11 protein-coding genes are annotated in these 13289 nt (G+C 56.2%); 5 read left to right on the forward strand and 6 right to left on the reverse strand.

What is annotated here, in order from left to right:
* Positions 1–57: 57 nt before the first annotated feature.
* Positions 58–1104 carry a DUF3179 domain-containing (seleno)protein gene (locus AQ1_RS14485; RefSeq protein ID WP_081837176.1) on the reverse strand — a complete coding sequence of 349 codons (1047 nt, stop codon included), beginning with the start codon at positions 1102–1104 and terminating at the stop codon, positions 58–60.
* Positions 1105–1583: 479 nt separating this feature from the next.
* Between AQ1_RS14485 and groES the strand changes: the two genes are divergently transcribed.
* The 3 genes from groES (at position 1584) to AQ1_RS07965 (ending at position 4260) form a co-directional block, all read left to right on the forward strand.
* The gene (gene groES / locus AQ1_RS07955; RefSeq protein ID WP_042086028.1) at positions 1584–1871 is read left to right on the forward strand and encodes a co-chaperone GroES; all 288 of its coding nucleotides are present in this window, start codon (positions 1584–1586) and stop codon (positions 1869–1871) included.
* A 69-nt stretch (positions 1872–1940) separates the two neighbouring features.
* Positions 1941–3602 (forward strand): chaperonin GroEL, encoded by a 1662-nt coding sequence (gene groL / locus AQ1_RS07960; protein WP_042086030.1) that lies wholly within the window; start codon positions 1941–1943, stop codon positions 3600–3602.
* Positions 3603–3786: 184 nt separating this feature from the next.
* Positions 3787–4260, forward strand: a complete 474-nt coding sequence (locus AQ1_RS07965; RefSeq protein ID WP_081837177.1) for a DUF302 domain-containing protein — start codon at positions 3787–3789, stop codon at positions 4258–4260.
* A 68-nt stretch (positions 4261–4328) separates the two neighbouring features.
* Here the strand turns inward: AQ1_RS07965 and AQ1_RS07970 are convergent, their stop codons facing one another.
* Complete coding sequence (locus AQ1_RS07970; protein WP_042086033.1) at positions 4329–6314, reverse strand: acetyl-CoA carboxylase biotin carboxylase subunit; 1986 nt, start codon at positions 6312–6314, stop codon at positions 4329–4331.
* A 283-nt stretch (positions 6315–6597) separates the two neighbouring features.
* Between AQ1_RS07970 and rpmF the strand changes: the two genes are divergently transcribed.
* Complete coding sequence (rpmF, locus tag AQ1_RS07975; RefSeq protein WP_042086163.1) at positions 6598–6780, forward strand: 50S ribosomal protein L32; 183 nt, start codon at positions 6598–6600, stop codon at positions 6778–6780.
* A gap of 192 nt (positions 6781–6972) precedes the next feature.
* Here the strand turns inward: rpmF and AQ1_RS07980 are convergent, their stop codons facing one another.
* Positions 6973–7542: a carboxymuconolactone decarboxylase family protein gene (locus AQ1_RS07980; RefSeq protein ID WP_042086035.1), complete on the reverse strand. Its 570-nt coding sequence runs from the start codon at positions 7540–7542 to the stop codon at positions 6973–6975.
* A 184-nt stretch (positions 7543–7726) separates the two neighbouring features.
* Between AQ1_RS07980 and AQ1_RS07985 the strand changes: the two genes are divergently transcribed.
* Positions 7727–8104 carry a hypothetical protein gene (locus tag AQ1_RS07985; protein WP_150007009.1) on the forward strand — a complete coding sequence of 126 codons (378 nt, stop codon included), beginning with the start codon at positions 7727–7729 and terminating at the stop codon, positions 8102–8104.
* Positions 8105–8122: 18 nt separating this feature from the next.
* On the opposite strand, the gene greA is transcribed toward AQ1_RS07985, so the two are convergent.
* From greA to carA, 3 genes are all read right to left on the reverse strand, one after another.
* The gene (gene greA, locus AQ1_RS07990; protein WP_042086039.1) at positions 8123–8596 is read right to left on the reverse strand and encodes a transcription elongation factor GreA; all 474 of its coding nucleotides are present in this window, start codon (positions 8594–8596) and stop codon (positions 8123–8125) included.
* 119 nt (positions 8597–8715) lie between these two features.
* The gene (carB, locus tag AQ1_RS07995) at positions 8716–11991 is read right to left on the reverse strand and encodes a carbamoyl-phosphate synthase large subunit (protein ID WP_042086041.1); all 3276 of its coding nucleotides are present in this window, start codon (positions 11989–11991) and stop codon (positions 8716–8718) included.
* Positions 11992–12020: 29 nt separating this feature from the next.
* On the reverse strand, positions 12021–13199 hold the full coding sequence (gene carA / locus AQ1_RS08000) for a glutamine-hydrolyzing carbamoyl-phosphate synthase small subunit (protein ID WP_042086043.1): 1179 nt from the start codon (positions 13197–13199) through the stop codon (positions 12021–12023).
* Between the last annotated feature and the right edge of the window lie 90 nt (positions 13200–13289).

A 13289-nucleotide genomic window follows, 5' to 3' on the forward strand; every position in this document is an offset into this window, starting at 1 on the left:
AAACCCCTGATCCCTTATCAAACCACAAGAAAGGGGGGTTGGCTATCAATCGATCCCTCAATCGATCACTTCATTTTTTTCCTGACCACGCTTTAGATGAAGCTTTTCGCCATCCGAAAACTGGAAAAAGGCATGCAGAAGCTGAATGCGCGTTTCCCGCTCCAGAAGATCATCGCCCCGGCGGCTGAAAGCGGTGATATTGCCCACATCCTGGCCCTGATCGGCGCCATAATAATCGGGGGTGGCCATACGCCCCGGTTCCCAGATGATCAGCAGATCATCCTGCTCGATCCGCCCGCTTTTGCGCAATAATTCCAGGGGCCATGCTTCTTTCCCCACAATCACCACGCGATCCGTGCTGTTGAGCCCTGCGGCCATGCCGGGCAAGGGCGGCAGATCAACGGTTTGTTTGAGGCTCAAGGGCTGACGGCTATAATCGGAATCGGCAAGAATGAGGGTACCCGGCTGCTTGGCCGCCTGTTTTAAAAAGGATGCAAAGGAAATAAGGCGTGAAGGCACCACATCCAGCGCCCCATCGGCATGGCGACCGGCAAGGCCAAGACCATTGATCTGCTGCCACCATGTGCGGCTCGCTTCATCATAAAGGATGATATTCTGGTCATAAGAGGCCCCGGTCAGCCGCAAATTCGTGGTTTGCTCATCCACGACCCGGTGAAAAACCATCGCCGATGCACAAATCCGGCAATAGGTAACCGCAATCGGCACGCCACCCAATGTATCATTGACGATCCGATGCGCTGCCACGATGCGCATGGGATAGGCCCGCAAAACACCATTGATCTCAACGGCGATGACCGGTTCCAGATTGCCCGTTATGCCATCAATAGCCACCGGGATAAGGGCCGGATCATCATAAGCCGGGGGCGTTTCATCATCGCTCAAAACCCGCAGGGCGGTGCCGTCGATCCCCTCTTTGGCCAGATCGATATCGGGCCATGAAGCCTGGAATGATTGGGACACAAGATTTTGGCTAAAGACCGGCACGGGGTCGAGCACAGCCGCAAGACCGACCAGCAAAACACTGGCAAAAAGCAGGCGGACCTGCCGGGGGGTGATGATCGATCCTGTCATAGCCTTTATCATGTCACATCCTTACCAAGTTTCTGGCTTACCAAGTTTCTAGCTTACTATATATTTCCGGCTGTATGCCCGCGATAGTGGCGTTGGCCAGCCTCTTATGATAGATGATGCCCTTGGTCTTCATAAAAAAGGCCACGCCGGTCACATATCAGCATCAGCATGTAACGATCCCGTCAAAATCCTGTGCTATGAAATGAGCCTCTTCATGCACAGCGTCAAATGCCCCGGAGAAAAAACGCCAGCCCCTTGAACGCCAGCCCCTTGAACGCCAGCCCCTTTAACGCCAGCCCCTTTAACGCCAGCCCCTTGGCGGCTTTTATAAATTTTCTTCTCCCCCGCCCTTGACATCCGGCCCCGGCAGCGTAATTACAGGGCACCCGTTAGCACTCATTGATGGTGAGTGCTAACATGATCCGCGGCATAGGCCGCACGCATATTTTCAAGGGGCATTCCGCACCTTTTAGCCTGTAGGAGGAAACTTCATGGCATTCCGTCCGCTGCATGACCGCGTTTTGGTCCGTCGCGTTGAAAGCGAAGAAAAAACCCGGGGTGGTATCATCATCCCCGATACCGCCAAAGAAAAGCCGCAAGAAGGCGAAATCGTCGCCATTGGCTCTGGCGCCAAAAACGAAAAGGGTGAAATCACCCCGCTCGATGTCAAGGCCGGTGATCGCGTTCTGTTTGGCAAATGGTCCGGGACCGAAGTCAAGGTTGACGGGGAAGACCTGTTGATCATGAAAGAATCAGACATTCTGGGGATCATTGGCTGAACGCCATCCCCCATTGTGCCGAGATCGCTTTCGATAATTTAATTTCATGTCGTATCAAGGAGTCAGTTCATGGCTGCTAAAGAAATCAAATACCACGCCGATGCCCGCGCCCGCATTCTTCGCGGTGTGGATGCTCTGGCCAATGCCGTTAAAGTCACCCTTGGCCCCAAAGGCCGTAATGTCGTCATCGAAAAATCCTTTGGTGCGCCGCGCATTACCAAGGATGGGGTGACCGTTGCCAAGGAAATCGAACTGAAAGACAAGTTCGAGAATATGGGCGCCCAGATGGTGAAAGAAGTCGCCTCGCGCACCAATGATATGGCAGGCGATGGCACCACCACGGCCACCGTGCTCACCCAATCGATCGTTCAGGAAGGCGCGAAAGCCGTTGCCGCCGGGATGAACCCGATGGATCTGAAGCGCGGGATCGAACTGGCCGTGGCCACCGCCGTTGCCGACATCAAATCCCGCTCGAAGGATATTTCTTCCTCCAGCGAAATCGAGCAGGTTGGCACCATTTCCGCCAATGGCGAAGCCGAGATCGGCCGCATGATCTCGGAAGCCATGGATAAAGTGGGCAAGGAAGGCGTCATCACCGTTGAAGAAGCCAAAGGCCTTGAAAGCGAGCTTGATGTCGTTGAAGGCATGCAGTTTGATCGCGGGTATCTCTCACCTTATTTCATCACCAATTCCGAAAAGATGGTGACCGAGCTTGAGAATCCCTATATTCTGCTGTTTGAAAAGAAGCTGTCCAATCTGCAGGCGATGCTCCCCATTCTGGAAGCCGTTGTGCAATCCAGCCGTCCTTTGCTGATCATCGCTGAAGATGTTGAAGGCGAAGCTTTGGCAACGCTGGTGGTGAATAAGCTGCGCGGTGGCCTGAAGGTTGCGGCAGTGAAAGCCCCCGGATTTGGCGATCGCAGGAAAGCCATGCTCGAAGATATCGCCATCCTGTCCAAGGGCCAGGTGGTTTCCGAAGATCTGGGCATCAAGCTTGAAAATGTCACCCTCGACATGCTGGGCACCGCCAAGAAAGTGACCATCACCAAAGACGATACCACCATCGTGGGTGGCGCCGGTGATAGCGACGACATCAAAGCGCGTTGCGAACAGATCCGCGCACAGGTGGAAAACACCAATTCCGATTATGACAAGGAAAAGCTGCAGGAACGTCTTGCCAAGCTTTCCGGCGGTGTGGCCGTGATCAAGGTTGGCGGTGTCACCGAATCGGAAGTGAAAGAACGCAAGGATCGCGTTGATGATGCGCTTCATGCCACCCGCGCCGCGGTGGAAGAAGGCATTGTTGCCGGTGGCGGCACGGCTCTGCTTTATGCCACCCGCGTTCTGATCGATCTCAAAGGCCAGAATGACGATGAAACCAAAGGTATCGCCATCGTTCGCCGGGCCCTTGAAGCCCCGGTTCGCCAGATCGCCAGCAATGCCGGTTTTGATGGCGCGGTGATTGCCGGCAAGCTTTTAGAGCAGGATGATCCTTCATTCGGCTTTGATGCCCAGAAGGAAGAATACTGCAATCTGGTGGAACGCGGCATCATCGACCCCACCAAGGTCGTGCGCCACGCCCTGCAGGATGCGGCCTCCATCGCCGGTCTGTTGATCACCACCGAAGCGCTGATCGCCGATGCGCCGGAAGAGAAAGACTCCGGTCATTCCCACGGCGGCGGCATGCCCGATATGGGCGGCATGGGTGGTATGGGCGGCATGGGCTTTTAAGCCCCGCCCTCACCGATCCTTTCAGGGGATCGCTGCAAACCGACAAGACCCCGCGGAGCCATCGTGCTCCGCGGTTTTTTTATGCGCCCCGCTTTCAGTGCCGAATGATCGCAGGAGCGGCATGGACAAATGCCACGCGCCTCCCCATAATCCCCCTTCTTTTGATTGATCGGGGATCTAGGCCATGCGTCCTGTATTCATTCTCATCGCGTTCATAGTGTTTCTGCTCGGTTCCTGCACATCCGAAGGCAAGGATCACCATCATGAACAGGCTAATGGCCTGCTGATCCTTGAAGGCGGCGAGACTGTTGCACAAACCATGGATCGGCTCGAACAGGCGGCCACGGCTCGGGGCTTCAAAGTTTTTGCCCGGATCGATCATCAGGCGGGTGCCGAAAGCATCGATCAGGCGCTGCGCCCCACGCAATTGCTGATTTTTGGCAATCCCGCCGGTGGCACACCCCTGATGCAGGCGGCCCAAAGCTTTGGCATCGATCTGCCGCTCAAGGCTTTGGTTTATGAGGATGAAACCGGCGCGATCAAAATCGCCTTCAATGATCCCCGCTTCCTTGCCCAACGCCATGGGCTGCCGAACCCCGAAAGGATGATCCAGAAAATGACCGGACTACTAGAGGCGCTGGCCCAAGCCGCACAATAGGGCGGGCCCAAACCTGCCGATCCCAAGAGACCTGCCGATTCCCGCAAATTCAGCTTCAGAATCAGCTTTCAGGCAAATTCCAAAATCACCTGATCCACCGCGAGGCTATCGCCCTTTTCGGCGTGGATTTTTTCGATCACGCCATCACGCTCGGCGCGCAGGATATTTTCCATTTTCATGGCTTCCACCACGGCCAGCGCCTGACCGGCCCGCACTTCTTCGCCAACCACAACATTCAAAGCAACCATCAGCCCCGGCATCGGGCACAAGAGCAGCTTTGAGGTATCGGCGATGTCCTTCACGGGCATATGCCCCATCAGATCATCAATCACCGGCGGCACCACCATCACAGTCTGGCGCACCCCGGCTGTAGACAAGCCATAGCCCAGCTTCAGGCGATCAACCTCCAGGGTGATCGCGCGCCCATCAAGCATGCCCGCAAAAACCGGCGCGCCGGGGGTCCAATCGCTTTCAAGGCTGTGATCATTGCCATTAAGGGTGATCCGCGCCCCTTCTGTGGTGGGGGTGATTTTAGCGGTGGCCTTCGCATCATCCAGCCGGATGATCCAATCCACCGCATCCATCATCGGCACACTGGCAATCCGCCCCGAAATGCGGCCATCGCGGGCGGTGCTGAGCGCATGCATATAGGCAGCAACGGCCATCATGGTGGTTTTGATGGCATCGGTCATGATCCCGCCTTTGAAGCCATCGGGATATTCTTCGGCGATAAAATTGGTGGTCAATCGCCCTTCGCGAAACCGGGGATGCGCCATCATCGCCGCCAGAAACGGTACATTATGGGCAATGCCGCGAATATAAAAGCGATCCAGCGCCCCCTGCATTTCAATGATGGCGGCATCGCGTGTTTCCCCCCATGTCGCGAGCTTGGCGATCATCGGATCGTAAAACATCGAGATTTCGGCCCCTTCAAAAACGCCGGTATCATTGCGCACCCGATCGCTTTCATGGGGCGGGCGATAGCGTTTGAGCCGACCGATCGAGGGCAGAAAACCGCGATAGGGATCTTCGGCATAGATCCGGCATTCCATCGCCCAGCCATCAAGGCGCACATCATCCTGAGCAAAGCCCAAAGGCTTTCCGGCGGCAATCTCGATCATCTGTTCCACAAGATCGAGGCCGGTGATCATTTCGCTCACCGGATGTTCCACCTGCAAGCGGGTATTCATTTCAAGAAAATAGAAATTGCGGTCTTTGTCGACGATGAATTCAACCGTGCCCGCCGATTGATAATCCACCGCCCGAGCCAGCGCCACGGCCTGCGCCCCCATGGCTTTGCGGGTGTCTTCATCCAGAAAAGGCGAAGGCGCTTCTTCGATCACCTTTTGATGGCGGCGCTGAATGGAACATTCCCGCTCCCACAGATACACCAGATTGCCATGGCTATCGCCCAGCACCTGAATTTCGATATGGCGCGGCTCGACGATATATTTCTCGATGAAGACCCGATCATCGGAAAAGCTCGATTTTGCCTCCGAGCGGGCCGAAACATAGCCTTCCCGACATTCCGCATCATCCCAGGCAATGCGCATCCCCTTGCCCCCACCCCCGGCCGAGGCCTTGATCATCACGGGATAGCCAATGTCGGCGGCGATTTTTGCGGCTTCATCGGCATCGGCAATCTCGCCGATATGGCCGGGCACCGTGGAAACCCCGGCAGCCTTTGCCAGGCGCTTTGATTCGATCTTGTCGCCCATGGCCGCAATAGCATGGGGGCGCGGGCCGATGAACACCAATCCGGCAGCCTCCACGGCTTCGACAAAAGCCTTGTTTTCCGACAGAAACCCAAAGCCGGGATGAATCGCTTCCGCCCCATGATCAAGGGCAGCCTTGATCAGCACATCCCCCAAAAGATAGCTTTGCGCTGCCGGCGCCGGGCCGATGAACACATGCTCGTCTGCCATCTCCACATGCAGGGCATCGCGATCCGCCTCGGAATAAACGGCAATCGTGGTGATCCCCATCTTGCGGGCTGTCTTGATGATTCGGCAGGCGATTTCGCCACGATTGGCAATGAGGATCTTTTTGAACATGATGCGGTCTTTCCCAGGATCGGTCTTGTTTTCTCGTCCCTTGCTAGCTTGATCTGAACCGTCAGGCAATGCTATCCGGCCCTTACTTATGCTTATTGGCAGCGTTGATCATAAAAGACCGCCGGGATAAACAAGATCAACCTTGATTTTCATGCAAAGCGCTCTTATTGTCCGCGCCTTATCGGCATATGGGTTGCTGCCTTGGCAGAAATCCTTTCACCGAACTTCCATGGAATTTGGCTCGCGCCGACAGACGGTGCGGCATCGAGCAAGCGAGGACGAGATGGCTGTACCTAAAAGAAAAGTGTCCCCCATGCGCCGCGGTAACCGTCGGTCACATGATAAACTGGAACCTGTGAACTATCAGGAAGATCCGCACACCGGCGAATATGTGCTGCGCCATCATGTGGATCTGAAAACCGGCATGTATCGCGGCCGTCAGGTGATCACCCCTAAAGGTCAATAAGGGGTCAATATCCCCTGAGGGGCCTGAGTGGATTCAGTCTCTAGAGGGGCTTTGTGCCTCTTCATAGATGGCCAACCCTATAAAAAGCCGACCCCAATCAAAAGCCGACCCCAATCAAAAGCCGACCAGAGAGTGTCTCCGGTCGGCTTTTTCTGTTCTATGCCTGATGGGGGGATTTATGCCTGATGAGGCTTATTCCGCTGCCTGGCTTTTGGGTTCAGTCCATTCCAAAGGCTTGAACTGATCATCGAGCTTGGGCTCCATCATGTGATTCGCGTAATTCGACAGGGTTTTTACGCCCACGCCCAATACCACTTCCAGAATATTCTGGTGATTATAGCCAGCATCAAGGAAGGCCTTCACATCCGCATCATCGGCATAGCCGCGCTTTTCAACCACGGCATCGGTAAAGCGGCGCAGGGCTTCGAGCTTTTCATCCGGCAGCGTTTTATCGCCGCGCAGGGCGCTCAGCACATCCTCATCGATTTTTGCCATTTTGGCAGCGCCGGAATGGGCGGCCATGCAATAATCACAGCCATTGCGGCGGCTAGCCGTGAGCAGAACCACCTGGCGTTCCACCGGTGTAAAGCTGGTTTTATCAAAAATCCCGGCCAAAGTGGCATAGCCTTCCAAAGCCGCAGGCGCATTCGCCAAACCCCCCAGAATATTGGGTAGGAAGCCATATTTTTCTTTGGCTTTTTCAAGAATCGGGCGCGATCCTTCCGGGGCACTTGCAGCATCATGGAATTTGAAGTCGGACATCTCATCCTCCTGTTTGGGAAAGCTTAGACGATAAAGCCTGAGGCGATCATAAAGGCGCCAGAACCGGCGTCATGCTACAATCTGGTGTTTATGGCGGTGATAACCACCCCCTCACAAAAATGTGTGGCCCAAAAAGCGCGAAATCCACGCTTTCGCTTTACCGATCCTATGATATGTCAATTTCATGACACATCAGATAGTGCAAAGCATGGAAGGCTGGAAGCTGGAAGACGGCACACCCGTGACCGCCGATGATCTGGCCCGCGAAATCACCCTTGTGCCCCGCACGCGCTTTTGGCGGCTGAGCCATATCGCTTTATTGTGGCCCCGGCACAGCGATCCTGATTCGACGGCACAGGCTGGCGGATTTGCCGATGGCTATGCGCTGGAGCTGACCCCGGCCCCCGATGGCGTGATCTGGCTTTTACAGCCGGTGAATGGCGATCCCCTTGATCGCCAAACCGGTTTTGCACCCAATGGGCGGGCCGCCGTGATGGCGGCCTTTGATAAGATGTCACAAGATTATGCGCAAAAACAGGCCCGCGCCCTCATCAGCCCCTGAAGAACTTAGCGGATAGACTTAGCGATAATCGACCTTTTCGATCTCGAAATATTTCTCGCCCGATGGCGTGGTCACTTCAACCTCATCGCCCACAGAGCGACCGATCAAAGCCCGCCCAATCGGCGAGCTATAGGAAATCCGACCCTGTTTCACATCCGCTTCTTCCACCCCCACAATCTGATAAATCGTTGATTTATCATCCTCATCGAGCAAGGTGATGGTGGCACCAAACATGACCTTATCGCCCTTCAAGGTCGTGGGATCGATCACTTCAGCGCGGCTGAGCTGATCTTCAAGCTCCATCACCCGGGCTTCGATCAGGCCCTGTTTTTCCTTGGCGGCATGATATTCGGCATTTTCCGACAGATCACCATGGGCGCGCGCTTCTTCGATCGCACGCACCACAGCGGGCCTATCCACCGATTTCAAACGGTGAAGCTCCGTCCTGAGGCTTTCAAAACCAGAAACCAGCATCGGGATTTTTTCGGTCATCTCTCGTGCTCTTATTGTTGCAATGATGGAAATCAAAAGCCGGGCGCATCAAAAGCAGATCATCCTGCCCTTATGCGACCGGCAAAGCTGTGGGTCTTCGCCTGAAACGATCCTTCAAGTCAACCCGTATTGTCAGAGTATGATTGTAAGGGCGCGACTTCAAGCATTCCTCGCTGGCTGGCATATAAAGCCATCACCGCAGCCCGCGCCCCGGCCAATGTGGTGTAATAGGGTGTTCCCATGGTCAGCGCACTGCGCCGGATTTCAAAGCTATCCGACAGGGACTGACTGCCCGATGTGGTGTTGAACATCAAATCGATTTCGCCATCCTTTAAAAGATCAACAATATGGGGCCGCCCTTCCGCCACCTTGTTTACCAACCGCACCTTCATGCCATGTTCGGCCAGAAATCCGGCCGTGCCGCGGGTGGCGATGATCTCGAACCCCAAAGCCACCAGATCGCGCACCACCGGCATGATTGCGGCTTTATCGGAATCGCGCACGGAAACGAAGACCAGCCCGCTTTCGGGCAGAATAGTGCCCGCGGCGATCTGGCTTTTCAAAAAGGCCCGGGCAAAATCCTTGTCGATTCCCATCACTTCGCCGGTGGAGCGCATTTCCGGGCCCAAAATCACATCCACACCGGGGAAACGGGCAAAGGGGAAAACCGCTTCCTTCACCGCCACATGGCGGCGGGGAAAGGGGCTGAGATCGAAATCGGCGAGCCGCGCCCCTGCCATCAGCCGGGCGGCGATCTTGGCAATGGGTACCCCTGTGGCCTTGGCCACGAAAGGCACCGTGCGGCTGGCCCGGGGATTCACCTCAATCAGATAAATCTCCTCGCCCACCACGGCAAATTGCACATTCATCAGCCCACGCACGCCCAATTCCAAGGCCAGCGCTTTTGTCTGGTCTCCGATGGCGGCAACAATGGCATCGGAGAGGCTATAGGGGGGCAGGGAACAGGCGCTATCGCCGGAATGAATTCCCGCTTCCTCGATATGTTCCATGATGCCGGCCACATGCACATCTTCCCCATCGCATAAGGCATCCACATCCACCTCGATGGCATCGCGCAAATAGCCATCCACCAGCACCGGGCTATCCCCCGATACCTTCACCGCTTCCCGGATATAACGTTCGAGCTGGGCATGATCATTGACGATTTCCATCGCCCGCCCGCCCAAAACATAAGAGGGCCGCAATAAAACCGGAAAGCCGATGCGTTCGGCAATGGTGATCGCTTCGGCAGCGGACCGCGCCATGCCATTGGGCGGCTGTTTCAGGCCCAGCGTTTTCAGCATGGTGGCAAAGCGATCCCGATCTTCGGCGCGATCAATGGCATCGGTGCTGGTGCCCAGAATGGGGACGCCCGCCTGCTCCAGCCCCTTGGCGAGCTTCAGGGGCGTTTGCCCGCCAAATTGCACCACAACCCCGGCCAGCGTGCCCCGGCGCTGTTCGGCGCGGACGATATCAAGCACGGTTTCATGGGTCAGCGGCTCGAAATACAGGCGATCCGATGTATCATAATCGGTGGAGACGGTTTCCGGGTTGCAATTCACCATGATGGTTTCATAGCCAGCCTCAGACAAAGAAAAACAGGCATGGCAGCAGCAATAATCGAATTCGATGCCCTGCCCGATCCGATTGGGCCCACCGCCCAGAATCATCACCTTGCTGCGATCGCTGATTTCGGCCTCGTCTTCGGGGGGCATCATCTTGCCGGTCAGGGCATTCAGGATACCGGTTTCATAGGTGGAATAAAGATAAGGGGTTTGGGCATCGAATTCCGCCGCACAGCTATCGATGCGCTTATAAACCGGGGTCACCCCAAGACGATGGCGCAGGCTGCGCACATCGGCTTCCATCAGGCTGCCCAGATGCGCCAAACGCTCATCGGAAAAGCCGAGCATCTTCAGTTCCAAAAGGCCCTGGGCATCCTGAGGCAGGCCATGGCGGCGCACATTGTCCTCGGCATCGGTGATGCGCTTGATCTGGCCCAGAACCCAGGGATCATAATGGGTGATGGCGGCCACATCGGCCACATCCATCCCCAAACGAAAGGCCTGAGCAATCCGCAACAGGCGTTCAGCCACCGGCTGCACCAAAGCCGCCCGAATGGTATCCAGATCGGGGGCTTCGGGATCATAGCCTTCGATCTCCACATCATCGAGCCCGGTAAGTCCGATTTCCATCGAACGCAGGGCTTTTTGCAGGCTTTCAGGAAAAGAGCGGCCAATCGCCATCGATTCGCCCACCGATTTCATCGAAGTGGTAAGGGTCTTGTTGGTATGGGGGAATTTTTCAAAGGTAAAGCGCGGGATTTTGGTCACCACATAATCGATGGTCGGCTCAAAAGATGCCGGGGTCACGCCGGTGATGTCATTATCCAATTCATCAAGGGTATAGCCCACCGCCAGCTTGGCGGCGATTTTCGCAATGGGAAAGCCGGTGGCTTTGGAGGCGAGCGCCGAAGATCGCGATACCCGTGGATTCATTTCAATGACCACCAGCCGCCCATCTTTGGGATTGACCGCAAATTGCACATTCGATCCGCCGGTTTCCACGCCGATTTCGCGCAGCACCGCAATCGATGCATTGCGCATCACCTGATATTCCTTGTCGGTCAGGGTCAGCGCCGGGGCCACGGTGATCGAATCGCCGGTATGAACCCCCATGGGATCGAGATTTTCAATGGCACAGATGATGATGCAATTATCGGCGCGATCCCGCACCACTTCCATCTCATATTCTTTCCAGCCCAGAACCGATTCTTCGACCAGAATTTCCTTCACCGGCGAGGCATCGAGCCCAGATTTCACGATCGCCTCGAATTCCTGCCTGTTATAGGCAATGCCGCCACCCGTGCCGCCCATGGTGAACGAAGGCCGGATGATCGCTGGCAGGCCGGTTTCAAGCAGGATGTCCTGCGCTTCGGCCAGGCTGTGGGCCACGGCCGATTTTGGGCTTTCAAGGCCGATTTTATCCATGGCCTGCCGAAACAAAAGGCGATCTTCCGCCTTGTTGATCGCCTCTTCATTGGCGCCGATCATGGTCACGCCATAGCGTTTGAGCACCCCGCTTTTCGACAGCGCCAGCGCCGTATTGAGCGCGGTTTGCCCGCCCATTGTGGGCAATAAAGCATCGGGGCGTTCCTTGGCGATGATCTTTTCAACGATTTCAGGCGTGATCGGCTCCACATAGGTGGCATCGGCCAATTCAGGATCGGTCATGATCGTGGCGGGATTGGAATTCACCAGAATGATGCGATAGCCTTCCGCACGCAAAGCCTTCACCGCCTGCGTGCCGGAATAATCGAATTCACAGGCCTGCCCGATGATGATCGGCCCGGCCCCTATGATCAGGATCGAGGATATATCAGTGCGCTTGGGCATTTCTTTTCCTTGAGCGAATAACGCAAAGGCTATGTTTGGGAGGCCGAGGCGGCCTGATCCACAAACCGACTGAACAGATCGAAATTATCCTGCGGCCCGGGCGAAGCTTCGGGATGCTGCTGCACCGAAAAGATGCGGCCATCCTTGGCTTTCAGGGCGCAGATCGTACCATCGAACAGGGAAAGCTGGGTGATCGCCACACCCTGTTCGGCCAGATTGTCTTTGGCCACCGCAAAGCCGTGGTTCATCGCGGTGATCGAAACCCGCCCGCTTTCAATATCCTTCACCGGATGATTCGCTCCGCGATGCCCCTGCTGCATCTTCACCGTGCGTCCACCCAGCGCCAATCCCAATATCTGATGGCCAAGGCAGATGCCAAAAACCGGCAGGCCGGATGCGATCAGATCCTTGATCATCGGCAGGGCATAGCCCGCCGTTGCCGCCGGGTCTCCCGGTCCATTCGATAAAAATACCGCATCGGGCGCCAGCGCCATGATCTCGGTGAATGAGGTCTCGGCAGGCACCACCGTCACCCGCGCCCCTGCCGAGGCCAGATTGCGCAGAATATTGCGCTTGATCCCGAAATCCACCGCCACGATATGGGCCCGCGCCTGATCAAGCCGGCCATAGCCGCCTTCGCGTTGCCACAGGGTTTCCTGCCAGGGATAAGGGGTGGATGTGCTGACATCCCGCGCCAGTTCCATCCCATGCAAACCGGGCCATGTCCGGGCCTTTTCCACAAGCGCCGGCAGATCAAACTGGCCTGCCCGATCATGGGCGATCACCCCATTGGGGGCCCCATGGGCGCGGATATGACGGGTCAGCCGCCTTGTATCCACACCGCTAATGCCGATCAGGCCCTGATCTTTGGCCCAATCTTCAAGGCTGTGTTCGGATCGCCAGTTCGATGGCGCGGGCACGGGCTCGCGCACCACGAAACCACGGGCGGCGGGTGTGGCGCTTTCCATATCTTCGCGATTGGTGCCCACATTGCCGATATGGGGAAAGGTAAAGGTGATGATCTGCCCGGCATAAGATGGATCGGTGAGAATTTCCTGATAGCCTGTCATCGCCGTATTGAAGCAGATTTCCCCAACCGCCTCGCCGGTGGCCCCTATGCCTTCGCCATGATAAACACTGCCATCCGCTAAAACCAGAACGGCTGTTTTTAGCCGGTTGGAGAGGTCTTCCGTCGGGAGATCATCCATATCAGAACTTCCGGTCTTTGGGTTTGGTACCGCTCTGGGGGATTTGGTACCGCACTGGAATGTTGCAGCCTCGGGCAGATAGGTTTAGGG

It is taken from the genome of Iodidimonas nitroreducens (assembly GCA_000710935.1).
In the GTDB taxonomy this organism is placed as follows: Bacteria; Pseudomonadota; Alphaproteobacteria; order Sphingomonadales; family Rhodothalassiaceae; genus Iodidimonas; species Iodidimonas nitroreducens.